22 protein-coding genes, 1 tRNA gene and 1 riboswitch are annotated in these 23,070 nt (G+C 68.2%); of the genes, 13 read left to right on the top strand and 10 right to left on the bottom strand.

Annotation, left to right across the window (positions count from 1 at the left end; genetic code table 11):
- Positions 1 to 2: 2 nt before the first annotated feature.
- Genes MNI96_RS00205 through MNI96_RS00195 form a run of 3 tightly spaced genes read right to left on the bottom strand, consistent with a single transcriptional unit; the run spans position 3 to position 2,140 of the window.
- Positions 3 to 410 carry a Fur family transcriptional regulator gene (locus MNI96_RS00205; RefSeq protein WP_249689343.1) on the bottom strand — a complete coding sequence of 136 codons (408 nt, stop codon included), beginning with the start codon at positions 408 to 410 and terminating at the stop codon, positions 3 to 5.
- 13 nt (positions 411 to 423) lie between these two features.
- Complete coding sequence (locus tag MNI96_RS00200; RefSeq protein WP_249689342.1) at positions 424 to 1,266, bottom strand: metal ABC transporter permease; 843 nt, start codon at positions 1,264 to 1,266, stop codon at positions 424 to 426.
- Positions 1,259 to 2,140, bottom strand: a complete 882-nt coding sequence (locus MNI96_RS00195; RefSeq protein WP_249689341.1) for an ATP-binding cassette domain-containing protein — start codon at positions 2,138 to 2,140, stop codon at positions 1,259 to 1,261. Before MNI96_RS00195 ends, MNI96_RS00200 begins: the two co-directional genes overlap by 8 nt.
- Before the next feature lie 189 nt (positions 2,141 to 2,329).
- Here MNI96_RS00195 and MNI96_RS00190 point away from each other — a divergent pair, with 189 nt between their 5' ends.
- The 6 genes from MNI96_RS00190 (at position 2,330) to MNI96_RS00165 (ending at position 8,776) form a co-directional block, all read left to right on the top strand.
- A complete protein-coding gene (locus MNI96_RS00190) occupies positions 2,330 to 3,400 on the top strand; it encodes a zinc ABC transporter substrate-binding protein (RefSeq protein ID WP_249689340.1) in 1,071 nt (356 codons plus the stop codon).
- A gap of 421 nt (positions 3,401 to 3,821) precedes the next feature.
- Positions 3,822 to 5,027, top strand: coding sequence for a GTP-binding protein (locus MNI96_RS00185; RefSeq protein ID WP_249689339.1), 1,206 nt, complete (start codon positions 3,822 to 3,824; stop codon positions 5,025 to 5,027).
- Between the two features lie 53 nt (positions 5,028 to 5,080).
- A riboswitch (cobalamin riboswitch) is annotated at positions 5,081 to 5,329 on the top strand.
- Between the two features lie 117 nt (positions 5,330 to 5,446).
- Positions 5,447 to 5,893 carry a DUF1636 family protein gene (locus MNI96_RS00180; protein WP_249689338.1) on the top strand — a complete coding sequence of 149 codons (447 nt, stop codon included), beginning with the start codon at positions 5,447 to 5,449 and terminating at the stop codon, positions 5,891 to 5,893.
- Positions 5,890 to 6,768, top strand: a complete 879-nt coding sequence (locus MNI96_RS00175) for an ABC transporter ATP-binding protein (RefSeq protein WP_249689337.1) — start codon at positions 5,890 to 5,892, stop codon at positions 6,766 to 6,768. The genes MNI96_RS00180 and MNI96_RS00175 overlap by 4 nt, the downstream gene beginning before the upstream one ends.
- 64 nt (positions 6,769 to 6,832) lie before the next feature.
- Positions 6,833 to 7,795, top strand: a complete 963-nt coding sequence (locus MNI96_RS00170) for an ABC transporter substrate-binding protein (protein ID WP_249689336.1) — start codon at positions 6,833 to 6,835, stop codon at positions 7,793 to 7,795.
- A gap of 3 nt (positions 7,796 to 7,798) precedes the next feature.
- Entirely contained in the window at positions 7,799 to 8,776 is a 978-nt protein-coding gene (locus tag MNI96_RS00165) for a FecCD family ABC transporter permease (protein WP_249689335.1), read from the top strand.
- A 9-nt stretch (positions 8,777 to 8,785) separates the two neighbouring features.
- Here MNI96_RS00165 and MNI96_RS00160 read toward each other — a convergent pair whose 3' ends face one another.
- Positions 8,786 to 9,253, bottom strand: coding sequence for an Lrp/AsnC family transcriptional regulator (locus tag MNI96_RS00160; protein WP_249689334.1), 468 nt, complete (start codon positions 9,251 to 9,253; stop codon positions 8,786 to 8,788).
- A gap of 209 nt (positions 9,254 to 9,462) precedes the next feature.
- Between MNI96_RS00160 and MNI96_RS00155 the strand changes: the two genes are divergently transcribed.
- The 5 genes from MNI96_RS00155 (at position 9,463) to lpdA (ending at position 15,656) form a co-directional block, all read left to right on the top strand.
- The gene (locus MNI96_RS00155; protein ID WP_249689333.1) at positions 9,463 to 10,614 is read left to right on the top strand and encodes an acyl-CoA dehydrogenase family protein; all 1,152 of its coding nucleotides are present in this window, start codon (positions 9,463 to 9,465) and stop codon (positions 10,612 to 10,614) included.
- Between the two features lie 65 nt (positions 10,615 to 10,679).
- Positions 10,680 to 11,912 (top strand): 3-methyl-2-oxobutanoate dehydrogenase (2-methylpropanoyl-transferring) subunit alpha, encoded by a 1,233-nt coding sequence (locus MNI96_RS00150; protein ID WP_249689332.1) that lies wholly within the window; start codon positions 10,680 to 10,682, stop codon positions 11,910 to 11,912.
- A 1-nt stretch (position 11,913) separates the two neighbouring features.
- Complete coding sequence (locus tag MNI96_RS00145; protein ID WP_249689331.1) at positions 11,914 to 12,927, top strand: alpha-ketoacid dehydrogenase subunit beta; 1,014 nt, start codon at positions 11,914 to 11,916, stop codon at positions 12,925 to 12,927.
- A 4-nt stretch (positions 12,928 to 12,931) separates the two neighbouring features.
- Complete coding sequence (locus tag MNI96_RS00140; RefSeq protein ID WP_249689330.1) at positions 12,932 to 14,263, top strand: dihydrolipoamide acetyltransferase family protein; 1,332 nt, start codon at positions 12,932 to 12,934, stop codon at positions 14,261 to 14,263.
- A 4-nt stretch (positions 14,264 to 14,267) separates the two neighbouring features.
- Entirely contained in the window at positions 14,268 to 15,656 is a 1,389-nt protein-coding gene (gene lpdA, locus MNI96_RS00135) for a dihydrolipoyl dehydrogenase (protein ID WP_249689329.1), read from the top strand.
- A 227-nt stretch (positions 15,657 to 15,883) separates the two neighbouring features.
- On the opposite strand, the gene MNI96_RS00130 is transcribed toward lpdA, so the two are convergent.
- Genes MNI96_RS00130 through MNI96_RS00110 form a run of 5 tightly spaced genes read right to left on the bottom strand, consistent with a single transcriptional unit; the run spans position 15,884 to position 20,463 of the window.
- Positions 15,884 to 16,663 carry an SDR family NAD(P)-dependent oxidoreductase gene (locus MNI96_RS00130; RefSeq protein WP_249689328.1) on the bottom strand — a complete coding sequence of 260 codons (780 nt, stop codon included), beginning with the start codon at positions 16,661 to 16,663 and terminating at the stop codon, positions 15,884 to 15,886.
- Positions 16,660 to 17,121, bottom strand: a complete 462-nt coding sequence (locus MNI96_RS00125) for a PCC domain-containing protein (RefSeq protein WP_249689327.1) — start codon at positions 17,119 to 17,121, stop codon at positions 16,660 to 16,662. The genes MNI96_RS00130 and MNI96_RS00125 overlap by 4 nt, the downstream gene beginning before the upstream one ends.
- Entirely contained in the window at positions 17,118 to 17,690 is a 573-nt protein-coding gene (locus MNI96_RS00120; RefSeq protein ID WP_249689326.1) for a PPC domain-containing DNA-binding protein, read from the bottom strand. The genes MNI96_RS00125 and MNI96_RS00120 overlap by 4 nt, the downstream gene beginning before the upstream one ends.
- Entirely contained in the window at positions 17,687 to 19,297 is a 1,611-nt protein-coding gene (locus tag MNI96_RS00115) for an acyl-CoA synthetase (RefSeq protein WP_249689325.1), read from the bottom strand. Before MNI96_RS00115 ends, MNI96_RS00120 begins: the two co-directional genes overlap by 4 nt.
- Complete coding sequence (locus MNI96_RS00110; RefSeq protein WP_249689324.1) at positions 19,294 to 20,463, bottom strand: acetyl-CoA acetyltransferase; 1,170 nt, start codon at positions 20,461 to 20,463, stop codon at positions 19,294 to 19,296. The genes MNI96_RS00115 and MNI96_RS00110 overlap by 4 nt, the downstream gene beginning before the upstream one ends.
- 137 nt (positions 20,464 to 20,600) lie before the next feature.
- Between MNI96_RS00110 and MNI96_RS00105 the strand changes: the two genes are divergently transcribed.
- On the top strand, positions 20,601 to 21,062 hold the full coding sequence (locus MNI96_RS00105) for an Lrp/AsnC family transcriptional regulator (protein ID WP_067222522.1): 462 nt from the start codon (positions 20,601 to 20,603) through the stop codon (positions 21,060 to 21,062).
- A gap of 145 nt (positions 21,063 to 21,207) precedes the next feature.
- Positions 21,208 to 21,281, top strand: a tRNA-Cys gene (locus MNI96_RS00100).
- A gap of 158 nt (positions 21,282 to 21,439) precedes the next feature.
- On the opposite strand, the gene MNI96_RS00095 is transcribed toward MNI96_RS00100, so the two are convergent.
- Entirely contained in the window at positions 21,440 to 23,044 is a 1,605-nt protein-coding gene (locus tag MNI96_RS00095; protein WP_249689323.1) for an amino acid adenylation domain-containing protein, read from the bottom strand.
- Positions 23,045 to 23,070: the final 26 nt, after the last annotated feature.

The following is a 23,070-nucleotide window of genomic DNA, read 5'->3' as shown; positions in this document are numbered from 1 at the left end:
CCTCAGGCAGCAGCCTGACAGGTGGCACAAGTGCCGCGCAGTTCCACCGTCGACTTGCGCACGACGAACCCGTCCTTGCCGGCAAGGTCGCGCAGGTGGTGCGCGAGATGGGCGTCGTTGAGTTCGCGCACCTGTCCGCAGGTCTCGCAGATGGCGAAGGCGGCGGTCTCGTGCCCCTCGCAATCGGGATGGCGGCAGGCGACGAAGGCGTTGATGCTTTCCAGCCGGTGCACCGCGCCCATTTCCACCAGCTTGTCGAGCGCGCGGTAGACCTGCGGCGGGGCGCGGAAGCCCTCCTCGCGCAGCTGGTCGAGGATGGTGTAGGCGCTCAAGGGCGCGCCGGCGCGTTCCAGCGCCGACAGGACCAGGGTCTGGTTGCGCGTCAGTCCGGACAGGGTGTCTCCGCTCATCGACCGGTCCTCATCAGTTGGCTTCCCCCGGGCGCGAGCCCTTTTCGTCCCTGCCGAACAGCCTCGGCAACCATCCGGCGACCGGCGACAGGCTGGCGAGAAACAGCACCAGCGCCGCGACGACGATGGACGGCCCCGACGGCGTATCCCACTCCAGCGAGGCGAACAAGCCGCCGACCACCGCAATGGCCCCGACAAGGGCCGCGATGACGGCCATCTGCTCCGGTCCGCCGGACAGGCGGCGCGCGGTGGCGGCCGGAATGATCAGCATCGCCGTGATCAGCAGCACGCCGACGATCTTCATCGAGATGGCGATGACGGTCGCCAGCAGGATCATGAAGATGAGGTTGGCCCGGTCGGGGCGCAAGCCCTCCGCCTCGGCCAGCTCGCGGCTGATCGTCGCCGCAAAGAGCGGCGTCCAGATCATCACCAGCACGGCGAGCACCGCCGCGCCGCCGACATAGACGGCGAGGATGTCGAACTTCGACACGGCGAGAATGTCGCCGAAGAGAAAGCCCATCAGGTCGATGCGCACCCAGCTCATGAAGGCGAGCGCGACGAGGCCGAGCGCCAGCGAGGAATGGGCGAGCAGGCCGAGCAGCGCGTCCGAGGAGAGCGAGGCCCGGCGCTGCAGGCCGAGCAGCGCCAGCGACACCATCACCGAAACGGCAAAGACCGAGAGCGTGATGTTGACCTGCATCAGGAAAGCCAGCGCCACGCCGAGGAGTGCGGCATGGGACAGCGTGTCGCCGAAATAGGCGAGCCGCCGCCACACGACGAAGCAGCCGAGCGGCCCGGCGACGAGGGCAACGCCGACGCCGGCGATCAGGGCGCGCAGGAAGAAGTCGTCAAGCATGGCGCCCTCCGGCCGGGGACGCGGCAGCGCCCCCTGCCCCGTGATCATGACCGTGATGGTCGTGATGGTGGTGGCCGTCGTCCGGGTGGCAGTGTGTGGTGATGCTGCCGTCGGCGTGCATCACCCGCCCGTCCGCCAGATGAGTGTGGTCGTGATTGTGCTCGTAGACGGCGAGCGTCGCATCGGCGCGGGCGCCGAACAGCTGCTTGTAGGCCTCGCTCGAGGCGACCGCCGTCGGCGCGCCCTGACAGCAGACATGGCCGTTGAGGCAGACGACATGATCGGTCGCCGCCATCACCACATGCAGGTCGTGCGAGATCAAGAGGATGCCGCAGCCGATGTCGTCGCGGATGCGGCGGATGAGATCGTAAAGCGCGACCTCGCCGGAGAAGTCGACGCCCTGCACCGGCTCGTCGAGGACGAGAAGATCGGGCTTGCGGGCCATGGCGCGCGCGAGCAGCGCGCGCTGGAATTCGCCGCCAGACAGGTTGCGCATCTCGGCGCGGCGCAGATGCGGAATGCCGGTCGCCTCCAGCGCGCGGTCGGTCTCGCGCGAGGAAATGCGGCCGGTGAGCGAGAGGAACCGCTCGACGGTGAGCGGCAGCGTCCAGTCGATGCTGAGCTTCTGCGGCACATAGCCGACGGCAAGGCCGGGGCAGCGCTCCGCCCTGCCCTCGCTCGGGGCGATGAGCCCGAGCGCGGTCTTGGCCGTGGTGGACTTGCCCGAGCCGTTCGGCCCGATCAGGGTGACGATCTCGCCCCGGCGCACGGCCAGGTCGACGCCGCGCACCAGCCAGCGGCCGTCGCGGAACACGCCGGCCGAGGTGAGGCGGACGAGATCCTCGCCGGTGGGCCTCGATGGGGTCGTCAACATGGGGCTGGGTCCTGATTCACGCGGCCATCCTCCAATGCTCCCGCGCGGCGGGCAAGTCCCGCGCGTTTCGCAGTGCGGGAGATTTTTCGGCAGAGGGTCCGACAGGGGGCTTGCCCGTCTGTATCTCACACGTTATAGCGTAACGCAACAATGTAATCTTATAACATGTCAGCCGATACGGAGACGTTCATGACGCTTGCCCGCACATTGCTGCTGTCCGCCTCGCTGCTGGTTGCGACGAGTGCCGCAGGACATGCCGCACCGAAGGTGGTGGCCTCGATCAAGCCGGTTCATTCCCTCGTCGCCTCGGTGATGCAGGGTGTGGCCGAGCCGCAGTTGATCATCGAGGGCGCCGGATCGCCACACACCTACAGCCTGCGCCCCTCGCAGGCGCGGGCGCTGCAGGAGGCCGACCTGATCTTCTGGATCGGCCACGAGCTGGAGGCCTTCCTGGAAAAGCCGGTCGAGACCATCGGCACCGGCGCAAAGTCCGTCGAGCTGATCGACGCGCACGGCCTCGTAAAACTTCCCTTCCGAGAGGGCGGCGCGTTCGAGGGCCATGATCACGGCGAAGACGGGCACGAGGGACACGATCACGCCGGCCACGACGACGACAAGCATGACGACCATGCGGGCCACGATCATGACGAGACGCACGGACATGACGAGAAGCACGAAACGGCCGAGGCACATGGTCACGACCATGGAGACGATGACGTCCACGGGCACGCGCATGGGGCCTTCGACGCGCATATCTGGCTCGACCCGGAAAACGCCAAGGCCATGGTGATGGAGATCGCCGAGGCGCTGTCGGAAGCCGACCCGGACAACACCGCCGCCTATGAGGAAAATGCGGCCAAGACGGTGGAGCGGATCGAGGCGATGCGCGCCGACATCGACACGCGCCTGGCGCCGCTGCGCGGCAAGGGCTTCATCGTCTTCCACGACGGCTACCAGTATTTCGAGAAGCGCTTCGGCGTGACCGCCTCCGGCTCGATCACCGTCAGCCCGGAAGTGATGCCAGGCGCGGAGCGGGTCGCCGAGATCAAGGCCCGCATCGGCGATCTGGGTGCGACCTGCGTCTTCGCCGAACCGCAGTTCGAACCGAAGCTGATCCAGGTGGTGACCGAGGGCACCGATGCCCGCTCGGGCGTTCTCGACCCGCTGGGCGCGGAACTCGCCGACGGGCCGGACCTCTATTTCGGCCTGATCGACGGGCTGGCCAGCTCGATGGAACAGTGCCTCGGCGGCAACGGCTGAGGCGGGAGCGCATCGCTATCTTCCACGGCTGTCATACCTGCGAAGGCAGGCGTCCAGTATCCGCCTGAGCAAATGGCGACGCGAAGGAAGCGGCCTCGGGCGGCAGCGCTGAGGTCTTGGCCGAACCGTTCGGGGTTACTGGATACCGGTCTTCGGCTGCGCCGAAACCGCGACGACAGGCGGGGCGTCGGCGTGTCCTCGCCGCCGCTCTGGAAACGAATGGGTCCCGGATCTCGCGATGCTCGTCCGGGGTGACGGCAGAGAGGATGCGAAGCTGTGCCCTTTTCTCAGATCGTCCCAGGCCATGCTTCGCGTGCCCCAGGGGAACGGCCGAGAGAATAAATAATCGCGGCGGCTCCGGCCGCCTTTCTTTCGGTCAAGTAATGTTATGTAATAACATAATGAATCAGGAGCTTTCGCGATGGACAATCGCCTGCCCGTCACCGTGCTGTCCGGCTTTCTGGGCGCCGGCAAGACCACCCTGCTCAACCACATCCTCACCAATCGCGAGGGGCTGCGGGTCGCCGTCATCGTCAACGACATGAGCGAGGTGAACATCGACGCCAGCCTGGTGCGCGAGCGCGGCGGCAACGTCTCGCGCACGCAGGAGCGGCTGGTGGAAATGACCAACGGCTGCATCTGCTGCACCCTGCGCGAGGACCTGTTGCGCGAGGTCAAGACCCTGGCCGGCGAAGGCCGCTTCGACCATCTGGTGATCGAATCCACCGGCATTTCCGAGCCACTGCCGGTCGCCTCGACCTTCGAGTTCCGCGACGAGGCGGGCGAGAGCCTGAGCGACGTGGCGCGGCTCGACTCGATGGTGACGGTGGTGGATGCAGCAAACCTCTTGAAGGACTACGGCTCCACCGACTTCCTCGCCGAGCGGGGAGAATCGCTCGGCGAGGAGGACGAGCGCACGCTGGTCGACCTGCTCGTCGACCAGATCGAGTTCGCCGACACGATCATTCTCAACAAGGTGAGCGATGCCCGTCCGCTGGACCTTGAGGCTGCGCGCCAGATCGTGCGCGCCCTGAACCCGGATGCGGTGGTGATGGAGACCGACCGCTCTGCGGTCCCCTTGCGCGACGTGCTCGGCACCGGCCGTTTCGACTTCGACAAGGCGCACGAGCATCCGCTCTGGTTCAAGGAGCTCAACGGCTTCGCCGACCATGTGCCGGAAGCGGAGGAATACGGCATCCGTTCCTTCGTCTACCGGGCGCGCCGGCCCTTCGCCCCGCGGGCGCTGAGCCGCTTCGTCAACAAGAGCTGGCCGGGCGTGATCCGCGCCAAGGGCTTCTTCTGGTTGGCGACGCGGCCGCAATTCGTCGGCGAGATCAGCCAGGCAGGCGCCTTCGTCACCACCGAAAAGCGCGGGCTGTGGTGGTCGGCGGTGCCGCGCCAGCACTGGCCCGAGTCGCCCGAATGGCGGCAGGCGATGGAGCCCTACCTGCATCCCGTGTGGGGCGACCGGCGGCAGGAAATCGTCTTCATCGGCACGGGCGGCATGGACGAGGCTGCGATCCGCGCCGAACTCGATGCGGCGCTGGTCGCCGACACGGGCTTCCATCCCGAGCGCTGGACCGGGCTCGACGACCCCTTCCCCGCCTGGGGCAGCGCGGCGGCCTGAACCGGCCCTGCGCCCGGCCGTCGGCGATTGGTCTTGATGCAGCCCCCGTCATCTGCCAGTTTGGCGGCGATGGTTGCCGACGGCCGAACCGCCAGAGGCATGAAAAGGGAACACGGTGAGGCGTACCCATCAGGGGCCGAGACCGTGGCTGCCCCCGCAACTGTAAGCGGCCGGGGCCGACGTCCTTTACCGGACGAATGGCCCGGGCCCAGCCGCACGATGCCACTGCCCGAAGCCGGGCGGGAAGGCGCGGCCGGGCCGGACCCGCGAGCCAGGAGACCTGCCATCTCCCGCAAACGACGACCGGACGGGGTGTTCCGGGAAGGTAGCCATGACACGCAACGATTCCATCTTCCGCCCATCCAGGGTCTTTGTCCGCAGCCTGCCGAACCTTGCGGCCGAACGCGCGGGGCAGCGCCATGGCGCATGATCTCGCGCTCGGCGAACGCCGCATGGAGGCAACGCCGGACACGCGCCGGCACTGCATCACCGTGTGCACCACCTGCCGCGACCCGGAAACGCGCGAGCGCCCGGGTGCGGACCTCATCGAGACCTTGAACGCGGCGCTTGCCGAAAACGGTCTGGCGCATGTGAGCGTTGAGGGCGCGGCCTGCATGGCCGGCTGCTCGCGCCCCTGCACGGTCGCCTATCAGGCCGAGGGCAAGGCGAGCTATCTCTTCGGCGACATCGAGCCGGCGCGCGACGTGGCAACGCTCGTCGCCTTCGCCCGGCAATATGCCGAGCTCGAGGACGGCTGGTGCTCCTCGCTGCAGCGCCCCGAAGGGCTGAAGGGCAAGACGCTGGCGCGCATGCCCGCCCTGCCCGCTTTCGCCCCCGGAGTGCCGGGGCGGAGGGACGGCGCATGAGCCATCACAGCGGAACCCCGGTGGTGCTGGAGCTGCAAAAGGTCGGCTACCGGCCGCGCGGCGCCGATGCGCTCCTGTCCGACCTGACGCTGCATGTGCATGACGGCGAGATCCTCGTCGTTGCCGGGCCGAACGGCGCGGGCAAGTCGACCCTGATCCGGCTGATCGCCGGGCTGAGCGAGCCGACCGGCGGCGAGATGCGGCTCGGCGGCAAGCCGTATCGCGACGTGCCGATCACCGAGCGCGCCCGCATCATCGCCTATGTCGGCCAGAGCGAGGAGAGCTGCGACCGGCTGACCGTTTCGCAATATGTCTCGCTCGGCCAGCTGCCGCATCACCGCACCGGCGGGCGCGAGGCGAGCGCCAGGGCGACCGACGAGGCGCTGGCGCTGGCCGACCTGACGCGGTTTGCCGGCCGGCGGATGGGCGAGATCTCCGGCGGCGAACGCCAGCGGGCGAAGATCGCCCGCGCCGTCTGCCAGCGCCCGCGCATCCTGGTGCTGGACGAGCCGACCAACCATCTCGATCCGCTGGCACGCGGCGAGCTGCTCAGCCTCGTCTCCGGCCTCGGCATCACCGTGGTTGCGGCCCTGCACGACCTGACGCTGATCGAGGCCTTCGCCAGCCATGTGGCGCTGATCCAGGGCGGGCAGCTCATCGCGCACGGCCATCCGGTCGAGGTGCTGTCGAGCGAGCGGGTGCGCGCGGTGTTCAGCGTCGACATGCACCGGATGCAGCATCCGGTGGAGGCCCGCCAGATCAGCGTGCTGGACATCCCCATCGAGGGGCGGTTCGGCGCCGCTACGGCGGGCGAAACGGCCGGGCCGGCCGCACCCAGTGCTCCGCATCTGCATGCGGTGGCAACGCGCGGCTGAGCCCCGCTTTTCCCTTGTCTCCGACGTTTCCCGGTTATTCATCCTCACGAGGAGCCTGTCCCCCATGAAGAAGTCCGGCCTCAAGCGCCTGTCCCTGTTCGCCGCCGCGATGGCCTTCGCCACACCGGCGCTCGCCTTTCCCGTCACCGTCGACAATTGCGGGACGCCGCTGACCTTCGACGCCGCGCCCGAGCGCATCGTGGTGCAGGACATCAACATGAGCGAGATGGCCTTCGCGCTCGGCCTGCAGGACCGCATGGTCGGCGTCAGCGGCATCAGCGGCTGGTACAAGACCAGCGAGGATTTCGACCGCAAGCGCGGCGACATCCCCGAGATCGCGCCGAAGTACCCAACGCTGGAAAATCTCGTCGCCGCCGATCCGGACCTGTTCTTCGCCGGCTGGTATTACGGCATGAAGCCGGGCGGCGACGTCACCCCCGACACGCTGGCGCCGCACGGCATCAAGACGCTGCTCCTCACCGAAAGCTGCATCCATCTCGACAAGGCACGGCCCAAAGCCTCGCTCGACCTGCTCTATGGCGACATGCTGCGGCTCGGCACCATCTTCGGCAAGGAGGCCGAGGCGCAGGCGCTGGTCGACGGCTGGAAAGCACGGATGACGGAGCTTAGCGCGCGCATCGGCGAGACCCGCGACATGAAGGTGTTCCTCTACGATTCCGGCGAGGACAAGCCCTTCACCGCCGGCCGCTTCGCCATGCCGACGGCGATGATCGAGGCGGCCGGCGGGCGCAACGTCACCGCGGACATGGAGACCAGCTGGGGCACCACCTCGTGGGAAGCGGTGGCGGCGGCCGATCCGCAGTTCATCATCCTGCTCGACTACCAGGACGGCGGCGGGGCGGACAAGCTGCGCGCCTTCCTGGAAGCGCACCCTGTGATGAGCCAGACCGAGGCTGTGAAGAACGCCCGCTATCTGCCTCTGCGCTATGAGGAACTGACGCCCGGCCCCGCAAACATCGAGGGCATCGAGCGGCTCGCCCGCGCCATGCATCCGGAAGCGTTCTGAGCCATGCGGCTGGCGCTGGTCCTTTGCGGCGGATTGCTGGCGGTGCTTGCGCTGCTGGTGGCCGCCGTTGCCATCGGCTCGACGCCGCTGCCGGTGCGCGCGGTGATCGACGCGCTGGCCGGCGGCGACGGACCGACGGCGCGCATCGTCGTGGACCTGCGCCTGCCGCGCGCGCTGCTGGCGCTGCTCGTCGGCGCCGGACTCGGCACGGTCGGCTGCCTGCTGCAGACGACGACGCGCAACGACCTGGCCGATCCGTTCCTGTTCGGCCTGTCCTCGGGCGCGGCGGCCGGGGCGGTGCTGGTGATCACGGTCACCGGCGACCTGCTCGGCCTGTGGACGCTGCCGCTCGCCGCCTTCGCCGGCGGCATGGCGGCATCAACCATCGTGCTGGCGCTGATCGCCCGGCTCGGCGACCGGGGACCGGCGCGGCTGGTGCTGGCCGGGCTTGCGGTCTCGTTCCTGTTCATGGCGCTGACCAACTATCTGGTCTTTGCCGGCGACCAGCGAGCCGCCCATTCGGTGCTGTTCTGGACGCTGGGCGGGCTCGGCCTCGCCCGCTGGGACCTGCTGCCGATCGCGGCCGTCGGGCTTGTGGCGATCCTCGCCTTCGCCTTCGTCCGCCACCGCAATTTCGACGCGCTGCTGGCCGGCGAGGACACCGCGCGCACGCTCGGCGTCGACGTGGTGGCGCTGCGCCGCACCACGTTTCTGGTCTGCGCCTTCGCGACGGCCGCCTTCGTGTCGATCAGCGGCGTGATCGGCTTCGTCGGGCTGATGGTGCCGCATATCGCCCGCGCGCTTGCCGGCCCGATGCACGGGCGCTTCGTGCCGGTGGCGGCGCTCACCGGCGCGGCGCTGCTGCTGGTCAGCGACATCGCCGCGCGCACCCTGCTGGCACCGCAGGAGCTGCCCATCGGCATCGTCACCACGTCGCTGGGGGCCGTCTTCGTGCTCGCCCTGCTGACCCGCGAGCCGTGAGCGGCCGCCTCAGCCGGGCACGCAGGAGGTCACCTTCTTCAGGCAGCGCAGCGAGAAGCTGGACTTGGAATGGCGCAGGCCCGGGATCGGGAACAGCCGCTCGCGCAGGAATTCCTCCACGCCCTTGGTGCCGCTCGCCGCGACCTTGACGAAATAATCGCAGTCGCCGGCCATCAGGTAGACCTCCAGCACCTCCGGGATCTCCGCCATGGCCTTGCCGAAGCCCTCCAGCGCTTCCGGGTCGTGCCGGTCGAGCGAAACCTCGATCAGCACCGTCTCGCCGACGCCGAGCGCCTCGTGGTCGAGCACCGCCGTGTAGCCGGAAATCACCCCCTCCTCCTCCAGCCGGCGCACCCGCTGCCAGCACGGGCTCGGCGACAGGCCGACCTCGCGCGCCAGTTCGGTGTTGGACAGGCGCCCGTTGGCGACCAGCGCCTTGAGGATGCGACGGTCGATGTCATCAAGCTGTCGCGCCACAACAGGTTCCTCCTTCATATGGCATCATTGCAGAAGGATATTTCACACATGGGTAAAATCGAAGCAAATTCAGCATGAAATTTCACGCATAGCGGGCAATAGTATTGGAAACATCCCGAGACCTGACCGCCCGACACCGCCGGTGCACGGGCCCGCATCTCATGCCATCGTCAGGGACCGGGCGCATTTCAGGCGAGGAGGCGCCGTACATGGATTTTGCGCTGTCCGAGGAACAGACCCTCATTTTCGACATGGCCCGCGACTTCGGCCGGGAGGCCATTGCGCCTCACGCCTATGCCTGGGAAAAGGCCGGCACCATTCCCCGCGAGGTGCTGCGCCAGGCGGGCGAACTCGGCTTCGGCGCGCTCTACGTGCCGGAAGAATACGGCGGCACCGGCCTGACCCGGCTCGACGCGACGCTGGTCTTCGAGGCATTGTCCGAGGCTTGCCCTTCCGTCGCGGCGTTCATCTCGATCCACAACATGTGCGCCGGCATGATCGCCAATTACGGCAACGAGGAGCTGCGCGCGCGCTTCCTCGCCCCGCTCGCGAGCATGGACAGCATCGCCTCCTACTGCCTGACCGAGCCGGGCTCGGGCTCGGACGCGGCGGCCCTGCGCACCCGCGCGGCGCGCACGAACGAGGGCTATGTGCTGAACGGCAGCAAGGCGTTCATCTCCGGCGGCGGCTATTCCGACGTCTATGTGGTGATGTGCCGGACCGGCGAGGACGGGCCGAAGGGCATCTCGACGCTGGTGGTCGAGGACGGCAGCGAGGGCCTGTCCTTCGGCGCGGCGGAGCACAAGATGGGCTGGAAGGCGCAGCCGACCGCGCAGGTGCAGTTCGACGACTGCCCGGTGCCGTCGGAAAACCTGCTCGGCGAGGAAGGCAAGGGCTTCGCCTATGCCATGAAGGGCCTCGACGGCGGGCGGCTCAACATCGCCGCCTGTGCGCTCGGCGGCGCGCAAGGCGCGCTGACCGCGGCGACCCGCTACATGGGCGAGCGCAAGGCCTTCGGCAAGACGATCGACCAGTTCCAGGGGCTGCAGTTCCGCCTCGCCGACATGGAGATCGAGCTGCAGGCCGCGCGCGTGTTCCTGCGCCAGGCGGCGTGGAAGCTCGACCAGGGCGCCGCGGACGCGACCAAGCATTGCGCCATGGCCAAGCGCTTCGTCACCGACACCGCGTTCCGCGTCGCCAACGACGCGCTGCAGATGCTGGGCGGCTACGGCTATCTCGAGGATTACGGCATCGAGAAGATCGTCCGCGACCTGCGCGTGCACCAGATCCTGGAAGGCACCAACGAGATCATGCGCGTGATCGTCGCCCGTGCCATGCTGGCCGAGCGCGACCGTTCCTGATTGCCCCCGCGGTGCGCGGGCCGCGCGCCGGACGGACTTGCACACTTGTCGACGAAGGAGTTTTCATGACCGCTCCACGACCGCTTTCCCTTCACGTCCCCGAGCCCGGCTGCCGGCCGGGCGACACGCCGGACTTCTCCGATTTCGAGATCCCGCGCGCCGGTGCGGTGCGCCGGCCGGCCATCGACGAGGCGCCGGAAGACATGCGCGACATGGCCTTTTCGGTCGTGCGCGTGCTGAACAAGGCCGGCGAGGCGGTCGGCCCCTGGGCGGGGCTGCTCGATGCCGAGGCGTTGCGCACGGGCCTGCGCCACATGCTGACCCTGCGCCAGTTCGACGAGCGCATGCTGAAGGCGCAGCGCCAGGGCAAGACCAGCTTCTACATGCAGCACCTGGGCGAGGAGGCCGTGTCCTGCGCCTTCCGCATGGCGCTGCAGGACGGCGACATGCACTTCCCCACCTACCGGCAGGCCGGTCTGCTCATCGCCGGCGGTTATCCCATGACCGACATGATGAACCAGATCTACTCCAACGCCGCCGACCCGCTGAAGGGTCGCCAGCTGCCGGTGATGTACTCGGCGCGCGACCACGGCTTCTTCACCATCTCGGGCAATCTCGGCACGCAGTTCATCCAGGCGGTGGGCTGGGCGATGGCCTCGGCGATCTCCAACGACACCAAGATCGCCGCCGGCTGGATCGGCGACGGCTCGACCTCGGAGAGCGACTTCCACGCCGCGATGGTCTTCGCCTCCAGCTACAAGGCGCCGGTGATCCTCAACATCGTCAACAACCAGTGGGCGATCTCCACCTTCCAGGGCATGGCGAGGGGCGGTGCCGTCACCTTCGCCGCGCGCGGCCACGGCTTCGGCATCCCCTCGATCCGCGTCGACGGCAACGACTATCTCGCGGTCCATGCGGTGGCGAGCTGGGCGGCGGAGCGGGCGCGCTCGGGCCTCGGCCCGACATTGATCGAGCACGTCACCTACCGCGCCGGCGGGCACTCGACCTCGGACGATCCGTCCGCCTATCGCTCGAAAGAGGAGTTCAGCGCCTGGCCGCTCGGCGAGCCCATCGACCGGCTGAAGCGGCACCTCATCACCATCGGAGAGTGGTCGGAGGAGCGCCACACCCAGGCGCTGGCCGAGATCACCGACGAGGTGCGCGCCTGCCAGAAGAAGGCGGAGGCCAACGGCACGCTGATCTCCGGGCCGAAGCCCTCGCCGCGCCTTATGTTCGACGATGTCTACGCCGAGATGCCGCCGCATCTCCAGCGCCAGCGCCAGGAAGCGGGGTTCTGACATGGCACGCATGACCATGATCGAGGCGATCCGCAACGCCCATGACCTCGCCATGGACCGGGACCGGCAGGTCGTCGTGTTCGGCGAGGATGTCGGATATTTCGGCGGCGTGTTCCGCTGCACCGCCGGCCTGCAGAAGAAATACGGCAGCAACCGCTGCTTCGACGCGCCGATCAGCGAGAACGGCATCGTCGGCGCCGCCGTCGGCATGTGCGCCTACGGCTTGAAGCCGGTCGTCGAGATCCAGTTCGCCGACTACATGTACCCGGCCTACGACCAGATCGTCAGCGAGGCGGCGCGCATGCGCCACCGCTCCGCCGGCCAGTTCACCTGTCCGATGGTGATCCGCATGCCGACCGGCGGCGGCATCTTCGGCGGCCAGACCCACAGCCAGAGCCCGGAGGCGCTGTTCACCCATGTCGCCGGCCTCAAGGTGGTGGTGCCGTCCAATCCGCGCGATGCCAAGGGCCTGCTGCTCGCCTCCATCGAGGACCCGGATCCGGTGATCTTCCTGGAGCCGAAGCGGCTCTACAACGGTCCCTTCGACGGCCATCACGACCGACCCGTCGTCTCGTGGAAGAACCACGAGCTCGGCGATGTCAGCGAGGATTATTTCACCGTGCCGCTGGGCAAGGCGAAGATTCGCCGCGAGGGCTCGGCGCTGACCGTGCTGGCCTACGGCACCATGGTCTATGTCGCCCAGGCGGCGGCCGAGGAAGCGGGCGTCGACGCGGAGATCATCGACCTGCGCACGCTGCTGCCGCTGGACCTGGAGACCATCGAGGCCTCGGTGAAGAAGACCGGACGCTGCGTCGTCATCCACGAGGCGACCAAGACCTCCGGCTTCGGCGCCGAACTGAGCGCCGCCGTGCAGGAGAGCTGCTTCTACCACCTGGAAGCGCCGATCGTCCGCGTGACGGGCTGGGACACGCCCTACCCGCATGCGCAGGAGTGGACCTATTTCCCGGGTCCCGAGCGGATCAAGCGCGCCTTCGCGCAGGTTCTGGAGGGCTGAGTCCATGGGTATCTTCACCATCACCCTTCCCGATATCGGCGAAGGCATCGCCGAGGCCGAACTGACCGAATGGAACGTCGCCATCGGCGACGAGGTCCAGGACGAAGACGTGCTCGGCACCGTGATGACCGACAAGGCCGCCGTCGAGATCCCCTCGACCGTCGCCGGCAAGGTCGTGTGGCTGTGCGGCGAGCCGGGCGACGTGATCGCCATCGGTGCGAAGTTCATCCAGATCGAGGTCGAGGGCGAAGGCAACGACGCCGCCGCAGCCGACGCCCCCGCCCCCAAGGCGGAGGCGGACAAGGTTGAGGACAAGGCCGAAAAGCCGGCCGCAGCGCCCGCCCCGGAAAAGCCTGCGCCCAAGTCCGATGCCAAGCCGGACGCGAAGGCCGGTGCCAAAGCCCAGCCCGCCTCACCGTCCCAGGCGGCACGACCCGCCGCCGCGCATCGTCCGCTCGCCGCCGGCGAGAAGCCGCTCGCCTCGCCGGCCGTGCGCCGGCGCGCCCAGGAGGCCGGCATCGACCTGCGCCGGGTCGGCGGATCGGGCCCGGCGGGCCGCATCCTGCACGAGGATCTCGACGCCTATATCGAGCACGGGCCGCCGACGGCGCGCCAGAGCGGGCGCATGCCCGCGCTCGGCACCCGCGACGTCAAGGTGGTGGGCATGCGCCGGCGCATCGCCGAGAAGATGGCGCTGTCCAAATCCCGCATCCCGCACATCACCATCGTCGAGGAAGTCGACGTCACCGCGGTGGAGGAGCTGCGCGGCCAGCTGAACGCAGCGCATGCGGCGAGCCGCGGCAAGCTGACCCTGCTGCCCTTCGTCATGCGCGCCATCGTCATGGCGGTGCGCGAGCAGCCGGAAATGAACGCGCTCTACGACGACGAGGGCGGCGTGGTGCGCCAGTACGACGGCGTGCATATCGGCATCGCCACCCAGACCCCGGCGGGCCTGACCGTGCCGGTCGCCCGCCATACGGAGGCGCGCTCGGTCTGGGACTGCGCGGCCGAAGTGGTGCGCCTCGCCGAGGCCGCGCGCGAGGGCAAGGCGAGCCGGGAAGAGCTCTCCGGCTCGACCATCACCATCACCTCGCTCGGGCCGCTCGGCGCCATCGCCACGACGCCGATCATCAACCACCCGGAGGTGGCGATCGTCGGTATCAACAAGATGGCGGTGCGCCCCTTGTGGGACGGCAAGGAGTTCCAGCCGCGCAAGGTGATGAACATCTCCTGCTCCTTCGATCACCGCGTGATCGACGGCTGGGATGCCGCCGTCTTCGTCCAGAAGCTGAAGTCGCTGCTGGAAACCCCTGCCCTGATGTTCGTCGAGGACTGAGCCCATGAGCGACATGACCTGCAAGCTGCTGATCATCGGCGCCGGTCCCGGCGGCTATGTCTGCGGCATCCGCGCCGGCCAGCTCGGCATCGACACGATCATCGTCGACGAGCAGAAGCCCGGCGGCACCTGCCTCAATGTCGGCTGCATCCCCTCCAAGGCGCTGATCCATGCGGCCGAGGAGTTCCACAAGCTGTCGCATTTCAACGGCAGCTCGCCGCTCGGCATCACCGCCGCCTCGCCGCAGATCGACCTCTCGGCCACCATCGACTGGAAGAACGGCATCGTCGCCCGGCTGAATGCCGGCGTCGCGGGCCTCTTGAAGAAGTCCGGCGTGCGGCTGATCGCCGGCAAGGCGACCTTCCAGGACGGCAAGACCGTCAAGGTGACGACCGGCGACACCTCGGTGCAGATCCGCGCCGAACAGGTGGTGATCGCCACCGGATCGGCGCCGGTCGAGCTGCCCTTCCTGCCCTTCGGCGGCAAGGTGATCGGCTCCAGCGAGGCGCTGTCGCTGCGCTCCGTGCCGGAGAGGCTCTGCGTCGTCGGCGGCGGCTATATCGGCCTGGAGATCGGCACGGCCTTCGCCAAGCTCGGCGCCAGGGTCACCGTGGTCGAGGCGGCCGAGCGGATCCTGCCGCAATACGACAGCGCCCTCACGCGTCCCGTCCTCAAGGCGCTGCAGGCGCTCGGCATCGAGGTGATGCTGTCGACCAAGGCGAAGGGGCTGGGCGACAAGGGACTGTTGGTGGAAACCGCCGAGGCTGGCGAGCGCGAGATCGCCGCCGACAAGGTGCTGGTCACCGTCGGCCGCCGTCCGCGCTCCGACAGCGCCAACATCGCCAGCCTGGGGCTGGCCACCGACGGGCCGTTCCTGCGCGTCGACGACCGCTGCCGCACCTCGATGCAGGGCGTCTTCGCCGTCGGCGACGTCACCGGCGAGCCGATGCTCGCCCACCGCGCCATGGCGCAGGGCGAGATGGTGGCCGAGATCATCGCCGGCCACAAGCGCAGCTGGGACAAGCGCTGCATCCCGGCGGTGTGCTTCACCGATCCGGAGATCGTCACCTGCGGCCTGTCGCCGGACGAGGCGAAGGCGCAGGGCGGGGCGGTGACGACGGGGCAGTTTCCCTTCGCCGCCAACGGCCGCGCCATGACGATGGAGGCCGAGGACGGCTTCGTGCGCGTCGTCGCGCGCAAGGAGGACGGGCTGATCCTCGGGTTGCAGGCGGTGGGCCGCGGCGTTTCGGAACTCTCCGCGGCGTTCTCCATCGCCATCGAGATGGGCGCTCGGATCGACGACATTGGCGCGGTGATCCACGCCCACCCGACCCAGAGCGAGGGCCTGCAGGAAGCGTGCCTTGCCGCGCTCGGCCACGCGCTGCACATCTGACGGGACGGCGGGCTGTCCGGTAGGACGCCCCTTCTCCGGCTTCGTCCTTGCGGATACGAAAATGGCCCGCGCCCCTCTCGGGACGCGGGCCTTTGTTGCGGCGGGACGGGCGGAGCGGCGGAACCTGCGGCGCGGTTCCGTGACGCCCCTCCCGGCTCGTCGCGATCCGCCGGACCGCATCTTGCGGGTCGGCGGGGGAGCTCGTGTGCCGGCGGTCCCCGGCGCTTCTAGATACCGGCCGACAGAAACCCTCCATCGACCACCAGAATCTCGCCGGTGACGAAACTGGCGGCCGGCGACAGCATGAAACCGATGGCCTCGGCCACCTCTTCCGGCGCGCCGTAGCGGCGCTGCGGAATGCGGCTGATCCAGGCGTTGCGGGCGGCATCGCTGTGCAGCCCGTCGAGCAGCGGCGTGCTGATCGGCCCCGGCGCGACCGCGTTGACGCGGATGCCGAGCGGGGCGAGCTCGCCGGCCATCACCTTGGTCATCGTCACCACCGCGCCCTTGGAGGCGCCATAGGCGGTGCGCAGCGAATTGCCGATCAGGCCCGACACCGAGGCGATGTTGACGACGGCGGCATCCGGCTCGCGCTCGGCCGCCACGAAGGCGCGCACGGCAAGGAAGGTCCCGACCACGTTGACGTCGAGCACGGTGCGCATCAGCTCCGCATCGGTCTCGCGGAAGGGCACCGCGCGGGCGATGCCGGCGGAATTGACCAGGCCCGCGAGCGGTCGGCCGAAGCGCTCCTGGATGCCCTCGAAGGCGAGTTGCAAACTGCCCTCGTCGCGGATATCGGCGCGGGCGCCGAACAGGCGGTCGGACGCGCCCGCGAACTCGGCCGAGAGGTCGGCGATCGCCTTGTCGAGCGCCTCGCGCGACATGTCGAGCAGCGCCACTTCCGCGCCGCGGGCCAGCAGCCAGCGGGCGGTCGCAAGGCCGATGCCGGACGCCCCGCCGGTGACGATATGACAGCGCTCCTCGAGCGTGCGGTTGAGATCGGTCATGCGCGTGCGCTCCCCATTGCATCGGAAACCGGGGCGGCCCGCGCCCCAGCGACGGTGCCGGCAGGAGCCGCATCGGGCAGCCATTCCTCCAACACGATTTCGAAGGTCACGCAGACCGGGTTCTGACCGGGCAGGAAACGGCCGCCGCTGATCGCGCCGTTCGGCTCGGCGAGCACGCCGTGCAGCACCGCGACCGGATTGCCGGCCTCGTCCGCTTCGACCATGCCGGTCATGCCGATCACCTCCACCGCCGGGCCGCGCACCACCTTGATGCGGCCGGAGGAAAAGGCGACGCAGGCATCGGTCAGGCTGCCGAGCCCGGCGCGCAGGAAGCACTGTTCCAGCCCCTCGCGCAGGCAGATCTTCTCCACCGCCTGCACCAGGTCCTCGTTGGGATGGACGCGGGCATAGACGGTCCGGCCGGTGCGGCCGCTGACAAGCTTCACCTCTTCGCTCATTGCACCCCTCCTGAACGCTCCAGAGGCCGGAAGACGGTGTGGTTGGTCTCCGCATCGGGCAGCTGCCGGATGTCGAAACTGTCGAACACCGTCATGCGGACCCGCAAGCCCTCGCCACTGACGCGGCTGGCGAACGTGTCGAGATGACCGCCCAGCACCCGCCCCTCGTGCGGCTCGGCGAACCAGGCATGGCAATGCAGCAGCGGCGCGCCGTCGGCGCCGATCCCCAGCGTCGCCGAGCCGCCGAAGGCACGCACGGCCCCAGCATTCGTCATCGGCGTGTAGGTAACCACGCGCTCGCCGCCGGGATCGGGCGCGGCGAGGCAGTAGATGCAGGGCTCGAAGCCGCCCGACAGGATCTCGAAGGCTGCGGGCCGCCATTCGCCGCCGGTCGCCGCGCGCATCGCCGCGCCGAAGGCCTCGACCAGCGGCGTTCCGGGGACGAGCCGTACCAGGCACGAGCGCACGTCCTCGCAGACATCCATGCCGAGGGTGATCCGGTCGCGGGCGACCGGGCCGGGCTGACGCAGCAGCCGCGAGGCGGCTGGCAGGCCGCCAGGCGCCCTCACCTCGCCCCCTCCAGCACCGGCGCTTCGGCAAGGCGGCTTTCCAGCAGCTCGCGCACCGCCTTCTTGGTGATCTTGCCGTAGCCCGAGCGCGGCAATTCGTCGAAGACGACGAAGCGCTTGGGGATCTTGTAGCCGGCGATGCGGGTGGCGAGGTCCGCCTTCAGCTGCTCCGGCGTGATCTCGGCGCCCGGCTGCAGGACGATGGCGGCCACGCCGATCTCGCCCCACTTCTCGTCCGGCATGCCGACGACGCAGGCCTCGGCCACCGCCGGATGGGCGACGATCTTCTCCTCGACCTCCAGCGGATAGATGTTGGAGCCGCCGGAAATGAACATGTCCGAGGCGCGCCCGGTGATGAACAGGAAGCCGTTCTCGTCGAAATGGCCGATGTCGCCGGTGCGGAACCAGCCGCCCCGGAAGGACTCCGCATTGGCCTTCTCGTTGCGGTAGTAGCCGTTGAACACCGCCGGGCCGATGACGCAGATCTCGCCGTTTTCCAGCGGCGGCAGCGGATTGCCGTCGTCGTCCTGGATCTCGATCTGCATGCCGGTGCGGGCATAGCCGCAGGTGCCGACGCGCACGCCCGGCCCGTCCTCCGGGTCGTGCAGATGCGGCGGCAGCACCGTGATGTTGCCGGTCACCTCGCCGAGGCCGAAATACTGCACCAGACAGCGGCCGAGCTTGCGCAGCGCCGTCTTCTGGTGCTCGCGCAGCATCGGCGCGCCGGCATAGATGACATGGCGCAGCGAGGAATGGTCGTAGCGATCCACCGCCGGATCGGAGACCAGCGCGGTCAGGATGCTCGGCACGGTGAACATGTTGGAGACGCGGTGGCGCTCGATCAGGCGGAACGCCTCGTCGGCGTCGAGGCTGCGCGAGACCGTCAGCACAGTGGTGACGCAGCGCGCCACCTGGATCAGCTGGTGGATGCCGGCCCCGTGCGACAGCGGCGCGACGACCAGCGAGGCATCGTCCGAGGTGGTGCCCGGCATCAGGTCGGCGAGATGATTGGTGATGACGAAGGCCATCTGCCCATGGCTGAGCACCGCCGCCTTCGGCTTGCCGGTGCTGCCGGAGGTGAAGAAGAACCAGCAGGGATCGTCCCGCTCGACGGGAGCTGCACGGAAGGGCTTGCCCAGCTCCGCCGCCACCAGATCGGCGTGGACATGCTCGCCGCCCCGCGCCTCGCCGATGCAGATGACGATTTCGGCCCCCGCCTCGCGCGCCGCATCGGCATGGGCGGCGAATTCCGGCTCGTAGATGATGGCCTTCGCCTGCGACGAGCTGGCGATATGCGAGACGTCGTCCGGCAGGATGCGGAAATTGGTCGGCACCCAGACGGCGCCGAGCTTGTAGACCGCGAACATGGTCTCGAACATCTCGACCGAGTTGCGCGACTGGACGATCACCTTGTCGCCAGGGCCGATGCCGAGGCCGGCCATCGCATGGGCGAAGGCGTCGACGCGGGCGTTCATCTCGACCCAGCTGACGACCCGCTCGCCATGCACGACGGCGGGCCGGTCCGGATGGCGGCGGGCGGCATCGGTGAGCAGGTCGCCGAGATTCATCACCCGGTTGGACATGCGCTCGGCGCCTTCCACCCTCATTTCAGCCGCTCCAGGATCGAGACGTAGTTGGCGACCGCCGCCCCGCCCATGTTGAACACGCCGGCAAGCTCCGCGCGGGGCAGCTGCATGTCGCCGGCATCGCCGCAAAGCTGCATCGCCGCCATCACATGCTGGGAGACGCCGGTGGCGCCGATGGGATGGCCCTTGGACTTCAGACCGCCGGACGGGTTCACCGGCAGGCGGCCGCCGAAGGCGGAAATGCCCTCGTCGATGATGCGGTGCCCCTCGCCCTCGCGGGCAAGACCCATCGCCTCGTATTCCAGCAGCTCGGCGATGGTGAAGCAGTCGTGGGTCTCGACGAAGGACAGATCGGCGACGCCGACCTTGGCGCGCTCATAGGCCGAATTCCAAGCCCTAGCAGCACCTTCGAAGGATGTCTTCGAGCGACGGCTGAGCGGCAGGAAGTCGTTCACATGCTCGGCGGCGCGGAAATACACCGCGCGCGGCGCGGTGGTCAGCGCGGTATCCGTGTCGGCGATCACCATCGCCGCCGCCCCGTCGGAGATCAGCGAGCAGTCGGTGCGGCGCAGCGGGCCGGCGACGATCGGGTTCTTCTCCGAGACCTCGTTGCAGAAGTCGAAGTCGAAGGGCTTGCGCATATGCGCATAAGGGTTGGCCATGCCGTTGGCGTGGTTCTTGGCGGCGATCCGCGCCAGGCTCTCGCGCCGGTCGCCATGGGCCTGGAAATAGGCCTGGGCGATGTTGGCGAAGACGCCGGCGAACCCGCCCTCCACCTCGGCCTCTTCCTTGCGGTAGGACGCACCGAGCAGGATGTCGCCGACTTCCGGCGTCGGGGTCGCGGTCATCTTCTCGACGCCGACGACCAGCACCCGGCGGGCGCGCCCGCTCTCGATCTGGCGGATGCCGGCATGGATCGCGGCCGAGCCGGTGGCGCAGGCGTTTTCCACGCGCGTTGCCGGGGTGAAGCGCAACTCCGGCACCGCAAGGGCGACCAGGGACGCCTGGAAATCCTGTCTGGAAAAACCGTTGTTGAAGGTGCCGAGGAAGATCGCGTCGATCTCTTGCGGACCGACATCGGCGTGTCTGAGGCACTCGCCGACCACCTCGGCAATCAGTTCCTCCGCCCCCGCCGCGTCCGATTTGCCGAACCTGGAATGGGCCCAGCCGATCATGCAGGCTCCCATCGCGCTCCTCCCTGCGACTTACACCATCAGCGCCGTCACTATAGAGCCGGCAATCCGGCTAATCTTGTCTTTTCGAGGCGTCCGAATAGACTAGCGCGCATGAAACCAGCGCGCCAGCGCTTAGACGGAGCTGAAACATGCAGCCACTCGACGAAACCGATCTGAAGATCCTGCGCGTCCTGCAACAGGACGGTTCCCTCTCCGTCACCGAGGTGGCCGAGCGAGTCGGTCTGTCGCAGTCGCCCTGTTCGCGCCGCATCAACCGGATGATCGAGGACAAGGTGATCCTCGGCCGGTCGATCATCCTCGACCGCCGCAAGCTCGGCTTCGACGCCACCATCCTGGTGCGCATCAAGCTGTCGGGCCACGGGCGCCAGTCGATCTCGGTGTTCCAGGAAGCGGCGCTGAAGATCCCGGAAATCCAGGTGGTGCAGCTGATGCTCGGCGAATTCGACTTCAACCTGCGCGTCGTCGTGCGGGACATGGATCACTTCCAGACCCTGCTGCGCGAGAAGCTGGTGATGCTGCCGGGCCTGCACGAAATCCAGAGCACGGTGATCCTGGAAGAAACCAAATACACCACACATCTTCCGATATGATCGAGAAATATCCATCAATAGACGCTCGATTATCCAAATTTAATATTATATATATCGATATCATTATTATAATTGATCACTGAACATCGAGATCATAAGGTCTCTCTACAGGCAGACGGAGCGGAACACACTCCGAAAAACCTGCGGCCTCGTGGCGGAATGGCTACGCAAGGGATTGCAACTCCCTTAATCCTGGTTCGACTCCAGGCGAGGCCTCCATTCCCCTCTTCCTCGCGCAGTTCGTGAGGAATGCGGCCATGGGAATGGCTCGTTTCAGCTCCTCCCCTTATCACCCGCCGTCACCACGCTTTGTTGGTATCTCCGATTCCCGCGTCGGTATCGGAGGAGACGGCATGGGGCACTCTAACGCCCCGCGCTCAGGCCGGCTGCGCCGTTGCCTCCTGCTGCCGGCGCAGGGCCTGGCGGTCGATCTTGCCGGTCGAGGTGCGCGGCAGGGTATCGACCGGCACGAAACGCTCCGGCACCATGTAGTTGGGCAGGAAGGCCAGGCAGTGCCGCTTCAGCGTGCGCGCATCCGGCACCTCACCGGGCGCGATGAAGCAGGCGGCCAGCGTGCGGTTGCCGTCGGCGTCGAGTTCGTCGATCACCGCCACCTCGCTGATGGCGTCGTGGCGCAGCAGGGCTTCCTCGACCTCGCCGATATTGACGCGGAAGCCGCGGATCTTCACCTGGGAATCCCGCCTTCCGACATAGTGCAGCGTGCCGCCCTCGCCGATGCGCACCAGATCGCCGGTGCGGTAGAGCAGGTCGGGGTAAAGGTCGTGGCGCGGGTCCTGGACGAACTTCGCCGCCGTCATCGCCGGATCGCCCCAATAGCCCTTGGCCAGCGTCGGCCCGCGGGCGCAGAGCTCGCCTACGGCGCCTTGCCCCGACAGCACCTCGCCCTCCTCGCCCAGCACCAGCACCTCCATATGGGCGCAAGGCACGCCGATGGGCAGCGGCCCGTCGTCCGGCAGGCCGGTCAACGTGTGGCAGGTGACGTCGTTGATCTCGGTGGCGCCGTAGATGTTGTGATAGCGCGCCTTCGGCAGACGGGACATGAGATCGCGCAGCTCCGCCGGCGGATAGGGCTCGCCGGCGAAGAAGATCAGCCGCAGGTGATCGAACTCCGGGCCCGGATCGCCGAGCTGGCGGGTGATCATCCGCAGCACGGACGGCACCGACTGCCACACGGTGACGCGGCTTTCGGCAATGAAGCGCACCAGGTCCGTCGCCATGAAGGAGATGCCCTGCGGCACCAGGTGCACGCAGGCCCCATGCGCCAGCGTCGTCCACACGTCGAACAGCGACAGGTCGAAATGCAGCGGCGAATGGGAGGCGACCCGGTCCTGCGCTTCAAGCGCGAAATATTCCCCCGCCCAGTCGGAAAAGGCGACGATGGCCCGGTGGCTGATCATCACGCCCTTGGGGCGACCGGTCGAGCCCGAGGTGTAGAGGATGTAGGCAAGGTCCTCGTCGATCACCTGCAAGGGCGGCGGAGCGATCCCCTCGCCCCTCCCCTCGCTGACCGGCTCCAGCATCACCGGGGCGATGCCGCGCGCGTCCGGCGACAGCGCCAGCGGCACGCCGCCCGTCACCAGCACCGGCGGCAGCTCGCAGCCCTCGATCACCAGCGCCTCCAGCCGCTTTGCCTTGTTCCCCGAGGAGATCAGCATCGACGGCTCGCAGTCCTTGAGAATTCCAGCAAGGCGCGGCGCCGGCCCGGTCGGGTCGAGCGGCACGCAGATCGCGTCGGCCATCATCACGCCGAGCAGCGCGCCGACAGCCTCCGGCGACTTGTCGAGGTAAACGGCCACCCGGTCGTCGCGGCGCACGCCTCCGGCGCGCAAGGCGCCGGCAATGCGGGCGGCGAAATCCTGCAGCTCCGCCCGCGTCCATGTCGTAGTCTCGAAGGCGATGGCGGCAGCTTCCGGCGCCTGCCGCGTCAGGGCCTCGAGCAGTCGCGGAATGATGCGCGCCATCGTCGTACTCCTGTCCCTTTGTTTTT

The organism is Stappia sp. WLB 29 (assembly GCF_023507705.1).
Taxonomy (GTDB): Bacteria; Pseudomonadota; Alphaproteobacteria; order Rhizobiales; family Stappiaceae; genus Stappia.
The sequence above is the reverse complement of the archived record's forward strand: the minus strand, read 5'-3'. Positions and strand labels throughout refer to the sequence as shown.

Coding starts and splice junctions, on each gene's coding strand:
- MNI96_RS00205 (WP_249689343.1), bottom strand. CDS start 410: ATGAGCGGAGACACCCTGTCCGGACTGACGCGCAACCAGACCCTGGTC.
- MNI96_RS00200 (WP_249689342.1), bottom strand. CDS start 1,266: ATGCTTGACGACTTCTTCCTGCGCGCCCTGATCGCCGGCGTCGGCGTT.
- MNI96_RS00195 (WP_249689341.1), bottom strand. CDS start 2,140: ATGTTGACGACCCCATCGAGGCCCACCGGCGAGGATCTCGTCCGCCTC.
- MNI96_RS00190 (WP_249689340.1), top strand. CDS start 2,330: ATGACGCTTGCCCGCACATTGCTGCTGTCCGCCTCGCTGCTGGTTGCG.
- MNI96_RS00185 (WP_249689339.1), top strand. CDS start 3,822: ATGGACAATCGCCTGCCCGTCACCGTGCTGTCCGGCTTTCTGGGCGCC.
- MNI96_RS00180 (WP_249689338.1), top strand. CDS start 5,447: ATGGCGCATGATCTCGCGCTCGGCGAACGCCGCATGGAGGCAACGCCG.
- MNI96_RS00175 (WP_249689337.1), top strand. CDS start 5,890: ATGAGCCATCACAGCGGAACCCCGGTGGTGCTGGAGCTGCAAAAGGTC.
- MNI96_RS00170 (WP_249689336.1), top strand. CDS start 6,833: ATGAAGAAGTCCGGCCTCAAGCGCCTGTCCCTGTTCGCCGCCGCGATG.
- MNI96_RS00165 (WP_249689335.1), top strand. CDS start 7,799: ATGCGGCTGGCGCTGGTCCTTTGCGGCGGATTGCTGGCGGTGCTTGCG.
- MNI96_RS00155 (WP_249689333.1), top strand. CDS start 9,463: ATGGATTTTGCGCTGTCCGAGGAACAGACCCTCATTTTCGACATGGCC.
- MNI96_RS00150 (WP_249689332.1), top strand. CDS start 10,680: ATGACCGCTCCACGACCGCTTTCCCTTCACGTCCCCGAGCCCGGCTGC.
- MNI96_RS00145 (WP_249689331.1), top strand. CDS start 11,914: ATGGCACGCATGACCATGATCGAGGCGATCCGCAACGCCCATGACCTC.
- MNI96_RS00140 (WP_249689330.1), top strand. CDS start 12,932: ATGGGTATCTTCACCATCACCCTTCCCGATATCGGCGAAGGCATCGCC.
- lpdA (WP_249689329.1), top strand. CDS start 14,268: ATGAGCGACATGACCTGCAAGCTGCTGATCATCGGCGCCGGTCCCGGC.
- MNI96_RS00130 (WP_249689328.1), bottom strand. CDS start 16,663: ATGACCGATCTCAACCGCACGCTCGAGGAGCGCTGTCATATCGTCACC.
- MNI96_RS00125 (WP_249689327.1), bottom strand. CDS start 17,121: ATGAGCGAAGAGGTGAAGCTTGTCAGCGGCCGCACCGGCCGGACCGTC.
- MNI96_RS00115 (WP_249689325.1), bottom strand. CDS start 19,297: ATGAGGGTGGAAGGCGCCGAGCGCATGTCCAACCGGGTGATGAATCTC.
- MNI96_RS00110 (WP_249689324.1), bottom strand. CDS start 20,463: ATGGGAGCCTGCATGATCGGCTGGGCCCATTCCAGGTTCGGCAAATCG.
- MNI96_RS00105 (WP_067222522.1), top strand. CDS start 20,601: ATGCAGCCACTCGACGAAACCGATCTGAAGATCCTGCGCGTCCTGCAA.
- MNI96_RS00095 (WP_249689323.1), bottom strand. CDS start 23,044: ATGGCGCGCATCATTCCGCGACTGCTCGAGGCCCTGACGCGGCAGGCG.